The sequence below is a fragment of the Tabrizicola sp. genome, assembly GCF_051645465.1.
Lineage (GTDB): Bacteria > Pseudomonadota > Alphaproteobacteria > Rhodobacterales > Rhodobacteraceae > Tabrizicola.
Genome location: NZ_JBOFBI010000382.1, coordinates 1 through 17310 on the forward strand (window position 1 = coordinate 1; position 17310 = coordinate 17310).

General features: G+C 65.7%; 17 protein-coding genes. 5 read left to right on the plus strand and 12 right to left on the minus strand.

Features of this window, described 5'->3' with window-relative positions; genetic code table 11:
- Window positions 1–55 precede the first annotated feature (55 nt).
- From ACRCSW_RS23330 to ACRCSW_RS23350, 5 genes are all read right to left on the minus strand, one after another.
- Window positions 56–793, minus strand: coding sequence for an SDR family NAD(P)-dependent oxidoreductase (locus ACRCSW_RS23330; RefSeq protein ID WP_438708044.1), 738 nt, complete (start codon window positions 791–793; stop codon window positions 56–58).
- Window positions 790–1386, minus strand: coding sequence for a DUF3833 domain-containing protein (locus ACRCSW_RS23335; RefSeq protein ID WP_438708045.1), 597 nt, complete (start codon window positions 1384–1386; stop codon window positions 790–792). The genes ACRCSW_RS23330 and ACRCSW_RS23335 overlap by 4 nt, the downstream gene beginning before the upstream one ends.
- A complete protein-coding gene (locus tag ACRCSW_RS23340; RefSeq protein WP_438708046.1) occupies window positions 1383–2633 on the minus strand; it encodes an MFS transporter in 1251 nt (416 codons plus the stop codon). Before ACRCSW_RS23340 ends, ACRCSW_RS23335 begins: the two co-directional genes overlap by 4 nt.
- A gap of 736 nt (window positions 2634–3369) precedes the next feature.
- The gene (locus ACRCSW_RS23345; RefSeq protein ID WP_438708047.1) at window positions 3370–4119 is read right to left on the minus strand and encodes a DUF1365 domain-containing protein; all 750 of its coding nucleotides are present in this window, start codon (window positions 4117–4119) and stop codon (window positions 3370–3372) included.
- Window positions 4116–5411 (minus strand): NAD(P)/FAD-dependent oxidoreductase, encoded by a 1296-nt coding sequence (locus ACRCSW_RS23350; protein WP_438708048.1) that lies wholly within the window; start codon window positions 5409–5411, stop codon window positions 4116–4118. The genes ACRCSW_RS23345 and ACRCSW_RS23350 overlap by 4 nt, the downstream gene beginning before the upstream one ends.
- Before the next feature lie 339 nt (window positions 5412–5750).
- Here ACRCSW_RS23350 and ACRCSW_RS23355 point away from each other — a divergent pair, with 339 nt between their 5' ends.
- Window positions 5751–6296, plus strand: a complete 546-nt coding sequence (locus tag ACRCSW_RS23355) for a sigma-70 family RNA polymerase sigma factor (protein WP_438708049.1) — start codon at window positions 5751–5753, stop codon at window positions 6294–6296.
- Between the two features lie 14 nt (window positions 6297–6310).
- Entirely contained in the window at window positions 6311–6955 is a 645-nt protein-coding gene (locus ACRCSW_RS23360) for a ChrR family anti-sigma-E factor (RefSeq protein ID WP_438708050.1), read from the plus strand.
- 16 nt (window positions 6956–6971) lie between these two features.
- Here the strand turns inward: ACRCSW_RS23360 and ACRCSW_RS23365 are convergent, their stop codons facing one another.
- From ACRCSW_RS23365 to mutL, 4 genes are all read right to left on the minus strand, one after another.
- Complete coding sequence (locus ACRCSW_RS23365; protein ID WP_438708051.1) at window positions 6972–7358, minus strand: VOC family protein; 387 nt, start codon at window positions 7356–7358, stop codon at window positions 6972–6974.
- 71 nt (window positions 7359–7429) lie between these two features.
- Entirely contained in the window at window positions 7430–7948 is a 519-nt protein-coding gene (locus ACRCSW_RS23370; protein ID WP_438708052.1) for a HutD/Ves family protein, read from the minus strand.
- On the minus strand, window positions 7945–9117 hold the full coding sequence (locus ACRCSW_RS23375) for a DNA recombination protein RmuC (RefSeq protein ID WP_438708053.1): 1173 nt from the start codon (window positions 9115–9117) through the stop codon (window positions 7945–7947). Before ACRCSW_RS23375 ends, ACRCSW_RS23370 begins: the two co-directional genes overlap by 4 nt.
- A complete protein-coding gene (gene mutL / locus ACRCSW_RS23380) occupies window positions 9114–10940 on the minus strand; it encodes a DNA mismatch repair endonuclease MutL (RefSeq protein ID WP_438708054.1) in 1827 nt (608 codons plus the stop codon). Before mutL ends, ACRCSW_RS23375 begins: the two co-directional genes overlap by 4 nt.
- Window positions 10941–11069: 129 nt before the next feature.
- On the opposite strand from mutL, the gene ACRCSW_RS23385 reads away from it, so the two are divergent.
- Both ACRCSW_RS23385 and ACRCSW_RS23390 read left to right on the plus strand, forming a co-directional pair.
- A complete protein-coding gene (locus ACRCSW_RS23385; RefSeq protein WP_438708055.1) occupies window positions 11070–12047 on the plus strand; it encodes a sodium-dependent bicarbonate transport family permease in 978 nt (325 codons plus the stop codon).
- A gap of 1 nt (window position 12048) precedes the next feature.
- Window positions 12049–12357 carry a P-II family nitrogen regulator gene (locus ACRCSW_RS23390; RefSeq protein WP_438708056.1) on the plus strand — a complete coding sequence of 103 codons (309 nt, stop codon included), beginning with the start codon at window positions 12049–12051 and terminating at the stop codon, window positions 12355–12357.
- Window positions 12358–12365: 8 nt separating this feature from the next.
- On the opposite strand, the gene ACRCSW_RS23395 is transcribed toward ACRCSW_RS23390, so the two are convergent.
- Entirely contained in the window at window positions 12366–14549 is a 2184-nt protein-coding gene (locus ACRCSW_RS23395; protein WP_438708057.1) for a dehydrogenase E1 component subunit alpha/beta, read from the minus strand.
- Window positions 14550–14728: 179 nt separating this feature from the next.
- Entirely contained in the window at window positions 14729–15451 is a 723-nt protein-coding gene (locus ACRCSW_RS23400; protein ID WP_438708058.1) for a hypothetical protein, read from the minus strand.
- 292 nt (window positions 15452–15743) lie between these two features.
- On the opposite strand from ACRCSW_RS23400, the gene ACRCSW_RS23405 reads away from it, so the two are divergent.
- Window positions 15744–16238: a DUF6869 domain-containing protein gene (locus ACRCSW_RS23405; protein WP_438708059.1), complete on the plus strand. Its 495-nt coding sequence runs from the start codon at window positions 15744–15746 to the stop codon at window positions 16236–16238.
- Between the two features lie 71 nt (window positions 16239–16309).
- On the opposite strand, the gene ACRCSW_RS23410 is transcribed toward ACRCSW_RS23405, so the two are convergent.
- Window positions 16310–17310: aldehyde dehydrogenase family protein (locus ACRCSW_RS23410; protein ID WP_438708060.1), on the minus strand; the 1001-nt coding region annotated here is incomplete at its 5' end.

Consider the following 17310-nt stretch of genomic DNA (forward strand, 5'->3'; position numbering starts at 1 on the left):
CCCCGTGGAGTATTTCTCAAAAGAGCAGGCACAATTTTAGTTATATTTTAATGAGTTACTTGGGTGGGAACATGCGGTAGTAGAGCCAGTCGGGCAGGAAGTTGCCGCCTCGGAAAAGCAGGCTGAAGAGCGTGGGGAAGCTGACCTTGAAGCGGTTGCTGGCCATGTGGCGGAACATGATGCGGGCGGCTTCGTCCGGGTCCATGATGAAGGGCATGGTGAAATCGTTCTTGGCCGTCAGACGGGTGCGGATGAAGCCGGGGTTGGCGAGTTGCACGGCGATGCTGGTCTTGCGCAGGTCGGCGTAGAGGCTTTCGGCCAGCACCATGGTTCCGGCCTTGGAGGCGGCGTAGCCGATGGCTCCGGGCAGGCCGCGGAAGCCGGAGAGCGAGCCGGTGATCACGATGTGGCCCTGGCCTTTGGCGACCATGCCGGGGAGCGCTGCGCCGACCGCACGCATGCAGCCGGTGAAGTTTATGTTGGCCATCGCTTCGGCGGCCTTGGCATCCCAGTCCTGCGCGCGCATCGGCCAGTAGACTCCGGCAAGAAAGACCATCCCGTCGAGGTCGGGGAGTTGGGCGGCGGCGGCGGTGACGCTGTCGGTCGAGCCCACGTCGAGCGGCAGGGCGGTGGCTTTTCCGGGAAGGCTGGCGACGGCGGCTTTCAGGGCGTCTTCGCTGCGGGCCGAGAGGATGAGTTCGGCGCCGGCGGTGCTCAGTTCCTTTGCGAGCGCCAGGCCCAGACCTTCGGATGCGCCGACGAGCCAGTAGCGCTTGCCGCGGAAATCCCTCATTCGGCGGCGGCGAGGAAGGGCGTCTGGGCGGCGGCGGCGGGGACCGGGCGCATGGTGGCGACGAGCTCGGCGACCTTGAAGCCGAATTTGCGGAACTGGGAGCGGTTCATGATCGTGCCGTTCTCCATCAGGTACATCCAGTCGGTCACGTCGAGGACATGGCCCCCGGCTTCGGGTGTGAGGCGGATGCGGTAGCGGAGCATGACGCTGGACCCCTCGACACGGCCCTGGCCCTTGCCCACGACGTCGGGCGCGGTGGCGGTGATGTTGCCGCCTTCGTCGACGGCCAGGGTCCAGGCGCGGTGCTGGATCGAGCCGCTGTCATAATGGAAGACCTCGGCCAGCGTGCCGGTGTTGCCCTGCCAATCGCCGTTCATGTCAGCAACGAAGCGCGAGGTTACTCGGCCCAGGGGCCCGAAGATCACGCCTTCACACTGGATGGGTCCCGACAGGTGCTGGCGGAGGTCGAAGGTCGGCCCCTGCTCTGCGTAATCCTCGGGCGACTGCGCCCGGAACGAGGCGTAGCGGCTGCGAAGCACGATCAGGGCGAGGATGATCAGCTCGCCGAGAATGGCATAGGCAAAGAGGTTCACGATGCGGCGTCCTTGGTGGGGTCTGAAAGCCGGGTTGCGGCGAGAAGAGCGATTGCGATGACCTTAAGTACGCAAGGAAGGCCCGCGTAGATCAGTGTGAGCGTGCGAAGGGCACTGTCGGAGTTGGTGAGGCCAGGCTGGAACCCTGCGGCATCGAGGGCCGGGAGGATGATCAGGGCGGCGAGGGCGAGGGAAAGTTTGGAGACGAAGGACCAAAGCCCGAAAGCCGCGGCTTCGGGTGTGCCGGTCTGGGCCAGGCGGGTGGCGAAGAGCGCGGGGAGGAGGGTGAGGTCGGCGCCGAGGGCTGCACCGGAGGCAGCGCAGATGATGGCGAAGGGGATGAGGTCGCCGGGGCCGAGCGTGTAGGTCCAGAGGAAGGCCGCGATCGCGAGGGTCATGGCTGACAGGAGCACGGGCTTCGGTGTGAAGCGGCGGGCGAGGTAGCTCCAGACCGGGGTGGAGAGGGCGGCGGCGAGGAAGAAGAGGAGGAGGAGCGGGCCTTCGTAGCCGGGGCTCGCGAGGCGGCTTTCGACGAAGAAGAGGAAGAGGGTGGAGGTGACGGCGACCGGGGCGGCGTTCAGGAGCGCGATCAGGAGGAGGCGGCGGGAGAGCGGGTCGGCGAGGACGGGGCGGAAGAGGGCGATGGGGTTTGGCGCCGGGGTGGCGGGGCGGCCCAGCCATTCGCGGTGCATGGCGATAGTGGCGATCAGGGCGATGGCGGCGAAGACCAGGGCGAAGGTGGCGAAGGGCTGGTTTGTGAGCGCGATCAGGGCGACCGGGGCCACGGCGGCAAGGCAGACGCCGAGCAGCGAGCCGCCCTCACGCCAGCCGGCGAGGCGGATGTGGCCCTGGGGGCCGAGGGTTTGGGCCTTGGTCACGCCCTCGGCGTAAAAGCAGATGGTGAGGAAGGAGAAGGCGCTGAAGAGGCCGGTCAGGCAGAGCGCGAACCAGAGGAGGGGGGCGAAGGGAGGGGCGACGGCGAAGAGGGCGGCCATGGAGGCGGCCATGAGGGCGGTGGCAAGGGCGATGCCCAGGCGGCGGCTGGGGCGCGTCGCCTCGGCCAGCCAGCCGAGGAGTGGGTCCTGCACGACGTCGATCAGGCGGAGGGCGGCGAGGGTGAAGCCCATGGCGGCGAGCGAGATGCCGAAGGTGTCGACGTAGAACTTGGGGGCATGGATGTAGATCGGCAGGCCAGCCATCGCGATGAGTGCTGCGAAGAGCGACCAGGCGGCGAGGCGTTCTGTCATCGATACGGTGCCGCGTGGTGCGGACGGTTTTCATATTGAGCGCGTTCCGCGCAAGCCTTTTGTCTCGCCTCTGCGCGTGAAGAACGCGCAACCGGCTCGGGTGAAGAGCCTCCGGCGGGGATATTTGGGGAAGGGAAAGACGTGGGGTGAGCAGGATTTGGACCTGGGCGGTGGGCCATCTTGTGACGTATTCGGCAGTGGGGGCGTTGCCGGGTTGGATGTGCAAGCGCCTGGGCCAAAGGTGCAGCGCTTCCGGGCGGGCGAGCTGCGACAGGCGGTGCAAGGCGAAGGGACGGCAGGTGACGACGGCAGGACAGGACGCATGCCGCGTGGGCCTTTTGTCTCGCCTCTGGGCGTGAAGGGCGCGCTGTCGGCTGGGGTGAAGGGCCTCCGGCGGGGATATTTGGGGAAGGGAAAGATGTGGGGTGAGCAGGATCTGGACCTGGGCGGTGGGCCATCTCGTGACGTATTCGGCAGTGGGGGCGTTGCCGGGCTGGATGTGCAAGCGCCTGCGCCAGAGGTTCAGCGCTTCCGGGCGGGCCAGCTGCAACAGGCCGTGCAAGCCGAAGGGACGGCAGGTGACGACGGCAGGACTGGAGGTATGCCGCGTGGGCCTTTTGTCTCGCCTCGGGGCGTGAAGGGCGCGCGGCGGGCTGGGGTGAAGAGCCTCCGGCGGGGATATTTGGGCAAAGATGAAAGGCTTTAGGGTAGGTGCCGCCCGGCGCCTTGCGGAGTGTCATCGTGAGACGTCTTCGGCGGGGGGCGCGGGGCGGTTGTTGAACTTGGCCCGTTTCAGCCAGAGCTTCAGGGCTTGCCAGTGGATCAGAGCCAGCACCCGGCGAGAACCGAAGGGGCGGCGCAGGGCGGAGGCGAGGATGCCGCGGTTGGTCAGGGCCTCGCGGGGGCCGATGAGGTTGGTGAAAAGGCCGCCGCCGGGCGTGGTGTAGTCGATCCAGATGCCGATCCGGTCGGGGCGGAGGTCGAAGCGGAAGGCGTAGGTCCCTTGGACCGGCTGGAAGGGCGAGACATGGAAGATCTTCTGGGCCTGGATCGTGTCTTCCCTGGTGATCGGCGCGCGATCCTCACGGTGGCAGAGGTAGGAATGGCGGTCGCCGTAGGTGTTGGTGACCTCGGCGATCACGGCGCGGAGGTGGCCGCGGTGGTCGTAGGACAGCCAGAAGCTTACCGGGTTGAAGACATGGCCGAGAAGCCGGGGCTGGGCGAGGAGGAGCACGCGGTCGGCGGCGAGGCCATGTTCGAGAAGGATCTCGCGCGCCCAGTCGACGCCCCTGCCCTGCCCCGGTGCGCCGCCATGGTCGCTGTCCTGAAGCGACATCAGGTTTCCGGCATTGACCGAGAATAGCGCGGGGCCTTTGGCTTTGGCGGGGTCCAGCAGGATGTAGTCCACCGAATAGCGGAACGCGTTCTGGACCGGGCCTTTGCGGCCGTGGAAGGTCTCGGCCCGGATGCGCTGGACCGCTGTCATGCGACGAGCCGCAGTGCCTGGCGTTCGGCCATGGCGTTGACGACGTCGACCGCCGAGGCGAAGCCGTCTTCGTGGAACCCATTCCGCATCCAGGCGCCGCAGAACCAGGTGTTGCGGCTGCCGTTCATCGTCCGCAGGCGATCCTGCGCGGCGAAGGCTGCCACGTCGAAGACCGGGTGGTGGAAGGTGTTGACGTCGTGGATCAGCTTGTCCCGGATCGGGCGGGTGGTGTTCAGCGTCACGAACAAGGGGTCATCCTGCGGGATCGGCTGCAGCGAGTTCATCCAGTAGGTCAGGTCGATCCGGTCGCCGGGGCCGGTTTTCGGCTCGACATAGGACCAGGACGACCAGACCTTGCGCGACTTCGGCATCAGCGAGGCGTCGGCGTGCAGCACCGCCTCGTTCGCCTGATAGCGGATTGCGGCAAGGGCACCGGTTTCTGCGGGCGTGCCGTCGGACAGAAGGCGCAGGGTGATGTCGGAATGGGTGGCGAAGACGACATCGTCGAAAAGCTCCCACTCGGCGCCGTGGGCGCGGACGAAGACCGACCCCGCTTCGCGCTTGACGCCTGCGACGGGGGTGCCGGTGCGGATATCGACGCCCTGGGCCGTCATCGCCGACTGCAGGCGGCGGACATATTCGACCGAGCCGCCCTTGACCGTGTACCACTGGTGCTGGCCATCGTAGCCCATCAGCGCGTGGTTGCGGAAAAAGCGTACCAAGGCCGCGGCGGGGAAGTCGAGGATGCCGGCGGTGGGGGTCGACCAGATCGCGCCCGAGAAGGGGGTGATGTAATGGTCGCGGAACCAGGCGCCGGTGCGCAGGCGGCCCAGAAGCTCACGGATCGTCATGGCGGGGTCGTTCGCGACCGCCTCGGCGTTGCGGTTGAAGTGGAGGATGTCGGACAACATCCGCAGGAAATTCGGTGAGAAAGCGTTGCGGCGCTGGGCGAAGATCGTGTCTACGGACGCAAGCCCGTATTCCAGCGCGCCACCCCGGATCGAGGCGCCGAAGGACATGCTGCTTTCAGTGGTGGGGACCTGGAGCTTTTCGAAGAGCTTGACGAGGTGCGGATAGTTCACCCGGTTGAAAACGATGAAGCCGGTATCGACCGGCTGGTCCTTGCGTTTGCCCGCCAGCACCGTGCGGGCGTGGCCGCCGAGGCGCGGCTCGGCCTCGAACAGCACGACCGAGTTGCGGTCGGCCAGAAGGTGGGCGGCGGCCATGCCTGAGATGCCCCCTCCGATAACAGCGATGCGGCGGGGAGCCTGGCCTAACTTCTCGAACGGCATTCGGGTGAGTTCCTTCCCTCGTTTCCAGTGGTTACGCGCGGTGCCGTGGATCGGATCACCCACTTGCCCGTGATCTATGGTGTGCAGTCGGCGGAAGTTTCGTGTCAGTTTAGGGCAACGTGGCAGATGCCAAATTTCTGTCAAACGAAGTTGACATTTGGTCTTGACGTGTTGCCCCAGCGCTCCAATTCGCCTGAAAGTGATCCGACCGCGGACTGCCTGCGTAGAAAAGCCATGATGCTTGATGCCAGCATAACCGTTATGACGGAGCAGGCTTGCCAACCGCCCCCAGCTAGGGCGGTATTACGGTCAGGCCTGCGCCAGAAGAGGGACGGTTCATTGGCGATTGCGGAGGAAGAAACAGACCTGGCCAGCCTTCTGGTGAAGGTGCGCGACCATCAGGACAAGGCGGCGTTTGCGGCCCTGTTCCGGCACTTTGCCCCCAGGGTGAAGGGCTTTCTGATCAAGTCGGGAGCGGGGGCCGGTCTGGCAGAGGAATGCGCGCAGGATGTCATGGCGACGCTGTGGCAGAAGGCGCATCTCTTCGACCCCGCGCGGGCCAGCGTGTCGACCTGGGTCTACACGATTGCCCGAAACCGCCGGATCGACGTCCTGCGCCGCTCGCGCCGGGCGGAACCGGAGGAGCTGGATTGGGGCCCCGAGCCAGAGCCTGACCAGGCCGAGGTGATGGAGGCCCAGCAAGAGACCGAGCGGCTGGGACGCGCGTTGCAAGCGCTGCCCGCGCCGCAGAGGACACTGATCGAACGGGCCTTCTACGGCGACCTCTCGCACAGCGAGATCGCTGCCGAAACGGGCCTTCCGCTGGGGACAATAAAATCGCGTATACGACTGGCGCTGGAGAAATTGCGTCAGCACATGAGTTGAAGGACGAAGACGAAATGACGATACGCCACCATCTTTCGGATCAGCTGCTGATGGCCTACGCGGCCGGTCAGTTGCCCGAGGCGTTCAACCTGGTCGTCGCGACCCACGTGTCGCTGTGTGACGAGTGCCGGGCGCAGCTGGCGTCATTCGATGCAGTTGGCGGGGCACTGCTGGAGGACGCGGACGAGATCGCGATGGGCGAAGACGCCCTGGCCGAGGCTTTGACCCGAATCCAGGGGCTGCCGCAGGCGACGCGGTCCGAGCCTTTGAAATCCGCCGGGGTCTTTCCGGCGCCGTTGGCCGATTATGTCGGGGGCGATCTGGCGTCGGTCCGCTGGCGGCGGGTTGGCGGTGGGGTGAAGCAGGCCATTCTGCCGACCGGCCCCGACGCGACGGTTCGTTTGCTGTTCATCCCGGCTGGAACTGCCGTCCCCGACCATGGCCACCGCGGCACAGAGCTGACGCTGGTGCTGCAGGGCGCCTTTGCCGACCAGAACGACCGGTTCAGCCGGGGCGATGTCGAGATCGCCGATGAAGACCTGGAGCATACCCCGGTGGCACTTGCGGGCGAGGATTGCATCTGCCTGGCCGCCACGGATGCTCCGCTGCGGTTCCGCGGGCTGCTGCCACGGTTGGCGCAGCCGTTGTTCAGGATTTGAGCCGGGTCAGATCGGCTTACGCTGGGTCGTGACAGACGGCCTCGACATTGTTGCCGTCCGGATCAAGCACGAAAGCCGCGTAGTAGGTGGCGTGATAATGCGGCCGAAGGCCCGGCGCACCGTTGTCGGTGCCGCCCGCCGCCAAAGCCGCCGCGTGGAACGCATCGACTTCGGCACGGCTTTTCGCGGTGAAGGCCACGTGCGTGTTGGTGGCTTGCGGTTTGCCTGTGCCGATCCAGAAGTCCGGATGTTCGTCTCCGAACCCGGCGTGGTCGCCGTCCCCGCCTGTTTGCTCATTGGTGATTTCCATCAGCAGGCGGCAGCCGAGCGGGGCGAGCGCCTTGCTGTAGAAGTCTTTCGATCGGAGGTAGTCCGAAACCGGGTAGCCCACATGGTCGAGCATCGCGAGTCCTCCCATTGACTTCAGCGATATTGCACCCGGCGGCAGACGATCGCAATCGGCCTGGGTTCGGGTCAGTCGAGTCGGACAAGAATGACCGGGCCGCCCGACACCACTTGTTTGGGGCGGCCATAGAGAAGGTCATGCTTGCCAAGCGCGAACTCTCCGACCGTCGCCGGAGCGAGAGCGAAGTAAAACAGGAGCTCTCCGCTGTAGTCCGTCAGTTGCCCTTGGCGCACCACGGATACCGCCATCCTCAAGGGCTTCCAGGCCATGACGTTGAAATCCTGGCTTGGTGCCGTGACGTTTGCAGCAACCATCCGGGCGTCACCAGGAAACATCACAGGTTCAAGCGGATCAGCCCGGAGATTGTGCTCTCCTATCAGGTCAAATCCCGGACCGTCGATCACCGTCAGGCTGCGGTTCAATCCTGGAAAGACTGAGAATGGGCCGTTCTCGACGACAGTTGCGATCGAAAGACGGTAGTTGATCTGACCGTTTGCAAGATCCTGGCGGACCATTTCCACGGTCTGCCCGCGGCCGTTCTTCCAGGGCATCACGTGATAGTCAGCCGGTGTCAGATGGCGCATCATTCGGCGGCGCTTTGGCCGATGACTTTCACGGGATCGTCGGGGGCCAGATCGGGGGCCAGTTCCTCGAAGTCGAAGTTGTCCAGCCTTCGGGCGCGTTTTCCGGCTTTTTCGGACGAGACCTTGATGTCCTCGATATCCTTCGCCGCCTGGCCGAAGTGGCGGTCGAGGCTTTCGACCCTTGTGCCGAGGCGGTCGACGTCGGCGTAGAGGAGGGCGAGTTCCTTGCGGATCGCACCGGCCTGTTCGCGCATGCGGGCGTCTTTCAGGACCGCGCGCATCGTGTTCAGGGTCGCCATGCAGGTGGTGGGCGAGACGATCCAGACTTTCACCGCAAAGCCCTCGCGCACGAGGTCGGGGAAGTTCGCGTGCAGTTCGGCGTAGACCGCTTCCGAGGGCAGGAACATCAGCGCGCCGTCGGCGGTTTCGCCTTCGACGATGTAGCGTTCGGCGATGGCGCGGATGTGGGTGCGGACGGCGGTGCGCAGTTGCTGCCCGGCCTCTTGTAACGCGCGGGGTGTGTCGGCGCGGCGGAGGGCTTCGTAGGCCTCGAGCGGGAACTTGGCGTCGATGACGATGGGGCCGGGGGGGTTCGGCAGGTGGATCAGGCAGTCGGCGCGTTTGCCGTTCGAGAGGGTCGCCTGCATTGTGTAGGCGTCCTTCGGCAGGGCCTTCTGCACGATGTCATGGAGCTGGATTTCCCCGAAGGCCCCGCGCGTCTGCTTGTTCGACAGGATGTCCTGCAGGCTGAGGACATTGCCCGAGAGCTTCTCGATATTCGCCTGCGCCTTGTCGATGGTCTCCAGCCGCTGCTGGAGTTCTCCCAGCGACCGGGCGGTTCTTGTCGAGCTGCCGTGGAGGCTTTCGCCCATCGCGCGCTGCACTTCTGCGAGGCGCTGTTCCATGACCTGCAGCATCGCGGTCTGGCTGACGGCCTGGGCTTCGGAGACGTGGTGGAGGCCCCCCGCCAGCCGCTCCTGCCCGTCGCCGAGAAGCTGGACGCGGCTGGTGAGCCAGGTGACCTCACGCATCAGCGGCTCGGCGGTCTGGGCGGAGCGGCCAGCGGCGCGGAGGATGAGGATCAGGAAGGCGAGGAGCACCAAGGCGATGCCGCCGAGGAGCAGCACCTCGGGGTCGTTCCAGCGGAAGGTCTGGCCGAAAAGCGTGATCATCGGCGACCGAAGAGCCGTTCGATGTCGTGAAGGCTCAGTTCCACGTAGGTCGGGCGGCCGTGGTTGCATTGGCCGGAGAGGGGGGTCGCCTCCATCTCGCGCAGAAGGGCGTTCATCTCTTCCGGGCGCATCTGGCGGCCGGAGCGGACGGAGCCGTGGCAGGCCATGCGGGAGAGGATGGCGTCGATCCTGGCTTGAACGAGCTGGGTGTCGCCCGCGTCGGTGAGTTCATCGAGGATGTCGCGGAGGAGGGCTTCTCCGTTGACCGGGCCGAGAATCGCCGGGGTCTCGCGGATGGCGATGGCATTGCCGCCGAAGGGTTCGATGGTCAGGCCGATGTTTGCGAGGGCCGGGGCGGCGTGGAGGAGGCGGGTGGCGTCGGTGGGGGACAGTTCGACGATTTCCGGGATGAGGAGGGCCTGGGCACGGATGCCCGCCTCGGCCATCTGGCGCTTCAGGCGTTCGTAGACGAGGCGTTCGTGGGCGGCGTGCTGGTCGACGATGACCACGCCGGTCGCGGTCTGGGCGACGATGTAGTTTTCGTGGAGTTGCGCACGGGCGGCGCCCAGGGGGTGCGCCTCGGGCCCCTCGTCGATGGTCTTCGACCACTCCTCGGAGGGGAAGACGGCGGCCTGGGGGGCCTCGGCGAAACCGGGCGCGGGGGCCTGGAAGGCGAAGGCGCGGGAGAGGCTTTGCTGGCTGGGCCGGTCCATCTGGTAGACCGGGCGCATGGCCTGCAGCGTGGCCGTGCCGACGGTGGAGGAGGCACGGTGACCGGCGCCGGTGAGGGCGGATTTCAGGGCGGTGATGATAAGGGACCGCGCGGCATCGGGTTCGCGGAAGCGGACCTCGGCCTTGGCGGGGTGGACGTTCACGTCGACACGCTGGGGGTCGGCGATCAGGTTCAGGACCGCCGCCGGGTGGCGGTCGCGGGAGAGGACGTCGAAATAGGCGGCCCTCAGCGCGCCGAAGAGCATCCGGTCAAGGACCGGGCGGCCGTTGACGAAGAGGTACTGCTGGGCCGAGGAGCCGCGGGAATAGGTGGGAAGCGCGGCATATCCTTGCAGGCGAAGGCCCTCGCGTTCGGCGTCGATGCGGAGCACGTTTTCGGTGAAGTCGCGGCCTAGAACGCCGGTGAGGCGCCCTTCCAGCGCGTCGAAAAGGTCGCCCGACTGTGGGTCGGCGCGGAAGAGGGTGCGGGCCTCGCCGCCGCTGACATCGCGAAGGGTGAAGCCGACCAGCGGCTCGGCCATCGCCAGACGGCGGACGGTCTCGGTGACCGCCTGCAGCTCGGCCCGGTCGGAGCGCAGGAATTTCAGGCGCGCGGGGGTGGCGAAGAAGAGATCGCGAAGCTCGACCACCGTGCCGCGGGTCAGTGCGGCGGGGCGGACGGGGGAGAGGCGGCTGCCTTCACAGGACAGCTGCGCCGCGGGGTGGCCTTCGGCACGGGACGTGATGGTCAGGCGGCCCACAGCTCCAAGGCTTGGCAGCGCCTCGCCCCGGAAGCCGAAGCTGCGGATGTCGAGAAGGTCCGTCCCGTCGATCTTGGACGTGGCGTGGCGAGAGAGCGCCAACGGAAGGTCCTCCGCCGTCATCCCGCAGCCGTCATCCGTCACCCGGATCAGGCTTTTGCCACCATCGGCGATATCGATCTGGATGCGCCCCGCACCTGCATCAAGGGCGTTCTCGACCAGCTCTTTCACCGCGGACGCAGGCCGCTCCACCACCTCGCCCGCGGCGATGCGGTTCACTGCCGCCTCGTCCAGCTGGCGGATCACCGGGCGGCCATGGGTGCCCGTTATCTTGGGGGTGTGAACGGTCATGCCCCCATCTGTAGCAGGCCCCCCCGAGTCGGGGAAGAACGAAACGGGATTATCTGCGTCAGGTCTTGCGCTTTCCTGCCGTCGCGTCATACCGGGCGAAAACGGGGCCAGCCTGAACAGGGGGCAGTGATGCAAGACATGCTGGCGCTCGCAAGCGCCAACCTCTTGACGCCGATGATCCTGTGCTTTGCGCTGGGGCTTTTCGCGGCGCTGGCACGGAGCGAGCTGACGATCCCGGAGGCCGTGGCCAAGGGCATGTCGATCTACCTTCTGTTCTCGATCGGCTTCAAGGGCGGGGTCTCGGTTGCCGACCACGGCTTTGACGCCAGGCTGATCGCGGCGCTGCTGGCGGGGGTGGCGCTCTCCTTCGTCATCCCCTTCGTGGCCTTCGGGCTGCTGAAGGCGATGACCCGGCTTTCGGCCACCGATGCGGCGGCGGTGGCGGCGCATTACGGGTCGATCAGCATCGTGACCTTCGTGACGGCATCCTCGGTCGTGCAAGGCGCGGGGCTGGCGGCCGAGGGCTACATGGTGGCCGTCGCGGCGGCGATGGAGGCGCCTGCGATCATCTCGGCGCTGTACCTCGCCACGCGGTCAGGCGGGCGGGCCGAGAAGATGGATGCGGACCTCTGGCGTGAGATTCTGCTCAACGGGTCGATCGTGCTGCTGGTCGGGTCGTTCCTGATCGGGCTTGTCACGGGGGCGCCGGGGATGGCGCGGATCGAGGCGTTCATCGTGGCGCCGTTCCAGGGGGTGCTGTGCCTGTTCCTTCTGGACATGGGGCTGGTGGCCGGTCGCGGAATGCGGAACGCGCGGGGCGTGTTGACGGCGGGGGCGCTGGCGTTCGGTCTGCTTATGCCGATCGTCGGGGCGGGCTTCGGGCTGGCGGCGGGGCTTATGCTGGGGCTCTCGACCGGGGGGGTGGCGCTGATGATGGTGCTGGCGGGGTCGGCGAGCTATATCGCGGTGCCTGCCGCGATGCGGGTGGCGCTGCCGGATGCGAACCCGTCGATCTACCTGACGCTGTCGCTGGGCGTGACCTTCCCGTTCAATCTCGTGATCGGAATTCCGGCCTGGGTGGCCGTGGCGCAGGCCTTTGGGGGGTAAGATGCAGACGCATAAGGCGAAGCGGGTGGAGATCATCATCGAGGCGCCGATGGAGGGGCGGCTGACCGCGGCGCTGGAAAAGGCCGGGGTCACCGGGTTCACAGTGCTGCCGGTTCTGGGCGGCTCGGGCCGGTCGGGGCGCTGGACGCGCGAGGGGCAGGTCGGCCGCAGCGGGATGGTGGCGGTCGTGTGTCTGATCCGGCCCGAGCGGCTGGACGAGCTTCTGGACGCGGCCTATGCCGTGGTCGACCGGCATATCGGGGTGATCGGTGTCACGGATGCCGAGGTCCTGCGGGCCGAGCGGTTCTGAAGCGGGTCCTATCCGACTAGCGCCTGGGCGGCTGCGACAATCGCCTCACGCGACGGCATGGTGGCCGCATAGGCCGGGCCGGTGGCGATGAAGCTGTCGTTGGCTGTCAGGCGGGCCAGTTTCGCCTTTGGGGTGGTTTCGCAGAAATGCGCCATCAGCGCCTCGGCCACACCGCCGGAGTGACGGGTTTCATCGACGATCAGGATGTGTTTGCACCCCTGAACCGCCGCCGTCAGCGCCGCCTTCGGCAAGGGCGAAAGCCAGCGGGTATCGATGATGCGGGTCTTGGTTCCTTGGGCCTCTATCCCCGGAAGGGCTTGATTGGAAAGGTAAAATCCGTTCCCGAAGGTGACAATTGCAAGGTCGGTGCCGTTGCCCGTGATGCCGACCTCGCCCAGCGGAATGCGCTCCTCGGGCGCGGGGTAGCGGGTCATCCAGAGCCCGTCCTTGTCGGCGTGCAGATCGCGCATCGGGTAAAGCGCGATGGGTTCCAGGAAGACCACAACCCGCTGTTCCTCCCTGGCGAGCCGCACGCATTCCCGCAGCATCCGTGCCGCATCCGCACCGTTCGAGGGCACGGCCAAGATCACCCCCGGAATGTCGCGCAGGACGGCCACCGAGTTGTCGTTGTGGAAATGCCCGCCGAAGCCCTTCTGGTAGCCGAGGCCTGCGATGCGCAGCACCATGGGGTTGGCGAACTGGCCGTTCGAGAAGAACGGGAGTGTCGCCGCCTCACCCCTCAGCTGATCCTCGGCGTTGTGGAGATAGGCGAGGAACTGGATCTCGGGCATCGGGACAAAGCCGTTCTGCGCCATGCCGATGGCGAGGCCGAGGATCGACTGTTCGTCGAGCAGGGTGTCGATCATCCGGTCGGGGCCGAAGCGGGAGTGGAGCTTCTGCGTGACGCCGTAGACCCCGCCCTTGCGGCCGACATCCTCGCCCATCATCACGATCTCGCGGTGGGCAAGCATCAGGTCGGTCAGCGCCCAGTTCAGGAGGCGCGACATGGGTTGGGGGTCGTCCATCGCCTTGAGATCGCTGCCGAAAGCTTCGGCCCGCGTCTCGGGCGTGGGGCCGTTGGTCGGCTTGTTCTGGCGTTTCGGCGGGATTAGGCTGGCCATGACGTCGGCGGCGGTCTGAAGGCGGGGGCGCTGGACGGCTTTCGCCGCTGTCTGGGACACCCGGTCACAGGTTTCCCGGTAGATTTCCATGGCCTGATCGGGGTTTAGCACCCCGGCCTGATCCAGCAGGCGGACGGAATGGAGGAGCGGATCGTTGGCCTCTTCCGCCTCCACCTCCTCACGCGGGAGGTAGGTTGTGGGCACGTCCGCCCCGGCATGGCCGTAAAGGCGGATGGTGCGGAGGTGCAGGAAGGCGGGCTTGCGGTGGGTGCGGGTGTAGTTTGCCGCTTCGCTTGCGACGCGGTGGGTGTCGTAGAGGTCGAGGCCGTCGGCCTTGAAGTATTTGAGGCCGGGGCGGGCGGAGAAGGTGGCCTCGATCCAGCCCTTGGGGGTTTTGGTGGAGATGCCTATGCCGTTGTCTTCGCAGACAAAAAGAAGGGGCATCGGGACCGACTGATAGCTTGCCCACTGGGCCGCGTTGAACGCCCCTTGCGCGGTGGAGTGGTTGACGGACGCGTCGCCGAAGCTGCAGTAGACGATTGAGTCGTCAGGCAGAATTGCGTGTTCGGGGCGGTGACGGCGGGCGGCCTGGATGGAGTAGGCGGCGCCGACCGCTTTGGGCAGGTGGGACGCGATGGTCGAGGTCTGGGGCGGGATCATCAGCGTCCGGCTTCCCAGCACCTTGTGCCTGCCGCCGGAGATCGGGTCCTCAGCCGAGGAGGCGAAGGAGAGGAGCATGTCCCAGACCGGGTCCTGCCCCGGAACCTGGCCTGCGCGGGCGATCTGGAAGGCGGCGTCGCGGTAGTGCAGGAAGGCCATGTCGGTGGGACGAAGGGCAAGGGCGACGGCCGCAAGGCCTTCGTGACCCGAGGAGCCAATGGTGTAAAAGCCCTGTCCTTTCCGCTGCATCGCCCGGCTTTCGCGGTCAAGCGCGCGGGTCAGGCAGCCGGCGCGGAAGGCTTGCATAGCCTCGTCTGGGGAAAGCGGACCGGAGGGGGGTTGGCCTTCGGGAAAGTCCCGCGCAGCCACTCGTCGCAGGAAGTTCTCGTGGACGATTTCGCAGCGGTCCATGTCGTTCTGTCTTCCGTCAGGCCTTTGGTGCATCGTGGTGGGGACGGAAGGAAAAGGGAAGGGTCCGGGCTTCAGCGATCAGGCAGATCGAGCGCTCGTCGTTCGACTTCGTCGCTCCTCGCTGGCTTCCGACGAGGAGCCGAGGGCGAACGAGGAGGTGTAGGACCCATGCTACGCCATCAATTGCCCGGCGTCCGCAACGCCTGCACAAGAGCCTTAACCTCTGGGCTCGAAAGAAGCTCGTCCGTCGGAAAGCGCAGGGCATCGAGCTCTTCAACTGAAGCGCTGGTAGTCTCGGGTGCCACGCGAGACATGACCGCCTCTTCGGGGTAAGGGCAGCGGAGGTAGTTCTGCGGCAAGCCGGACTCACTGACCTTTCCGTCGACAACGGCACTTATGAGGGCGGGGAAATCTGCAAAGCCCATCGTCTCAACCCGGTCTTCGGATATCGATGTGACAACGTCGAGAAAGACCTGGCCTGCGCCTTCCGGATAAGACTTGTCTTCAATCGTGGTACAGGATTCGACTTTCGTCGCCGCCGCGTAAGTACACTTGCCGCTCGCAAGCTGAAAGTACTTGATGGCTTTGCTCTTCCTGAACTCTTCAAGATCAACGTGATAGATGAACCATTCGCCGTTCTTCCGCTGCTCCAGGAAGGATAGCGCGCAATGGGCGTCAAGGTTCTCGATGCTCACTTCAGCTGCCGCCGGCCAGAAGAGCCCGGAAAAGGGGTAGTCCTCGGCAATGGCAGCGCTGGCGGGCAGGACCACCGAAAGCGCCGCTGCGCAGGATTTGCTTGACAGGCTGGCAAGAGTGCGAGTGACGAACATGGGTGCTCCTGTTGCGGCGGCGTCGAAGGCCGTAATGCGAGCACTAAACCATAGCTCGTGATGCCGCACCATGACATGGCGCGCCCTGTCTGATCGGGTGACTGTCCAGTGGACAGCTACCCGGGGGGTTGGCTGGAGGCCAAAGGGTGCGGGGTAGCAAACCAGAGGTCTGGAAATCGGGGTGGGGCTGCCTGGGCAGCCGCGGTAACGCGCCTGCCAGGGGCAGGCTGGCGCGGCCCGATTTGTCGTGGGACAAATCGGGCAACGGGCGGCATTATCACTACATGATCACGCAACAACTGGCAGCGAGTAGCTTGAAGCAGTGGACTGATGCGATGTTTGACAATGCGGCAGGGTGATAAGCTTGAAGATTCCTAAAGAGCTAATCACGGACGCGCTCTGTTTCAGCTCACCGGAAGAACTCTTGAATGTGCCCAATGAACTGACCGTTGAGCAATTCTCGCTGCTTTATGTCGACTTCCACCCGGAAGAGGCGCCAGAATCTGACCCGAAGCAAGAAATCACCTGGGTATGGGACTTGATGTTCCACATGTGCAGGAAAGCGCCCGTACTTGCGCTTGAATGCGTTGTGAACGCATCGCGGCAGCCAATTACCGAGTTTCAAGCCTCATGCATTTCGGCAGGTGCGCTTGAGGATATCATCGCCGATCATGGACCTGATGTGATTGACAGGATAGAAGCACTTGCGAATGAAAGCGCTCGATTCCGGTACATGCTCTCTGGCGTGTGGCCGCGCGGGCAGGACAAAGCGGGGGAAATCTGGCAGCGCGTCCTGCGAGCGAGAGAGCCTGGCCCAGACATGGATCAAGGCGCGCCGGTTCCGCCTGCCGACCTCTGACGCTCGTCGTTCGACTTCGTCGCTCCTCGCTTGCCTCCGACGAGGAGCCGAAGGCGAACGAGGAGGGACGGTCACCCATGCTTCACCATCACATGCCGGACGACCGTATAGTCCTCCAGCGCGTAGGCGGACATGTCCTTGCCGTAGCCGCTCTGCTTCAGCCCGCCGTGGGGCATTTCGTTCGTCAGCATGAAGTGGGTGTTGATCCAGGTGCAGCCGTAGCGGAGCCTTGCTGCCGTGGCCATCGCCCGGCCGACGTCCTTGGTCCAGACGGATGAGGCCAGGCCGTAGTCGCTGTCGTTGGCCCAGTTCACCGCGTCGTCCACGTCGGAGAACGGGGTGACCGAGACGACGGGGCCGAAGACTTCGCGGCGGACGATTTCGTCGTCCTGCTTGGCCCCGGCGACGACGGTGGGCTTGTAGTAGTAGCCCTGGTCCATCGCCTCGCCGCCGGTGGTGATCTGGACGTGGTTCAGCTCGCGCGCGCGGTTGACGAAGCTTGCCACGCGGTCGCGTTGGCGTTGGCTGATCAGGGGGCCGATTTCGTTGGTCGTGTCGTCCTCCGCGGCCAAGGTGATCGAGGCGGCGGCGGAGGTTAGGTCGGCGACGAGATTGTCGTAGACCTTGCGGCCCGCATAGACCCGGCAGGCGGCGGTGCAGTCCTGGCCGGCGTTGTAGAAGCTGAAGGCGCGGAGGCCTTCGACAACGCTGTCGATATCGGCGTCGTCGAAGACGATGACGGGGGCCTTGCCGCCAAGCTCCAGATGCGTGCGTTTGACGGTCTTGGCGGCGGCGTCGAGCATCTTCTTGCCGGTCGCGACGTCTCCGGTCAGGCTGATCATGTCCACGCCCGGATGGTTGATCAGGTAGCTGCCGACGGTCTGGCCACGGCCCGCGATCACGCTGACGACGCCTTCGGGCAGGACCTCGGCCAGGATATGGGCGAGTTTCAGGGCGGTGAGCGGGGTCTGCTCGGAAGGTTTGAAGACCACCGTATTGCCGCCGCCGATGGCGGGGCCAAGCTTCCAGGCCATCATCATCAGGGGGTAGTTCCAGGGGGCGATGGAGGCGA

Excerpts from the sequence above, each read along its gene's own strand:
- ACRCSW_RS23330 (WP_438708044.1), bottom strand. The coding sequence starts at position 793 with ATGAGGGATTTCCGCGGCAAGCGCTACTGGCTCGTCGGCGCATCCGAA.
- ACRCSW_RS23340 (WP_438708046.1), bottom strand. The coding sequence starts at position 2,633 with ATGACAGAACGCCTCGCCGCCTGGTCGCTCTTCGCAGCACTCATCGCG.
- ACRCSW_RS23345 (WP_438708047.1), bottom strand. The coding sequence starts at position 4,119 with ATGACAGCGGTCCAGCGCATCCGGGCCGAGACCTTCCACGGCCGCAAA.
- ACRCSW_RS23350 (WP_438708048.1), bottom strand. The coding sequence starts at position 5,411 with ATGCCGTTCGAGAAGTTAGGCCAGGCTCCCCGCCGCATCGCTGTTATC.
- ACRCSW_RS23360 (WP_438708050.1), top strand. The coding sequence starts at position 6,311 with ATGACGATACGCCACCATCTTTCGGATCAGCTGCTGATGGCCTACGCG.
- ACRCSW_RS23365 (WP_438708051.1), bottom strand. The coding sequence starts at position 7,358 with ATGCTCGACCATGTGGGCTACCCGGTTTCGGACTACCTCCGATCGAAA.
- ACRCSW_RS23370 (WP_438708052.1), bottom strand. The coding sequence starts at position 7,948 with ATGATGCGCCATCTGACACCGGCTGACTATCACGTGATGCCCTGGAAG.
- ACRCSW_RS23375 (WP_438708053.1), bottom strand. The coding sequence starts at position 9,117 with ATGATCACGCTTTTCGGCCAGACCTTCCGCTGGAACGACCCCGAGGTG.
- mutL (WP_438708054.1), bottom strand. The coding sequence starts at position 10,940 with ATGACCGTTCACACCCCCAAGATAACGGGCACCCATGGCCGCCCGGTG.
- ACRCSW_RS23385 (WP_438708055.1), top strand. The coding sequence starts at position 11,070 with ATGCAAGACATGCTGGCGCTCGCAAGCGCCAACCTCTTGACGCCGATG.
- ACRCSW_RS23390 (WP_438708056.1), top strand. The coding sequence starts at position 12,049 with ATGCAGACGCATAAGGCGAAGCGGGTGGAGATCATCATCGAGGCGCCG.
- ACRCSW_RS23395 (WP_438708057.1), bottom strand. The coding sequence starts at position 14,549 with ATGGACCGCTGCGAAATCGTCCACGAGAACTTCCTGCGACGAGTGGCT.
- ACRCSW_RS23400 (WP_438708058.1), bottom strand. The coding sequence starts at position 15,451 with ATGGTGCGGCATCACGAGCTATGGTTTAGTGCTCGCATTACGGCCTTC.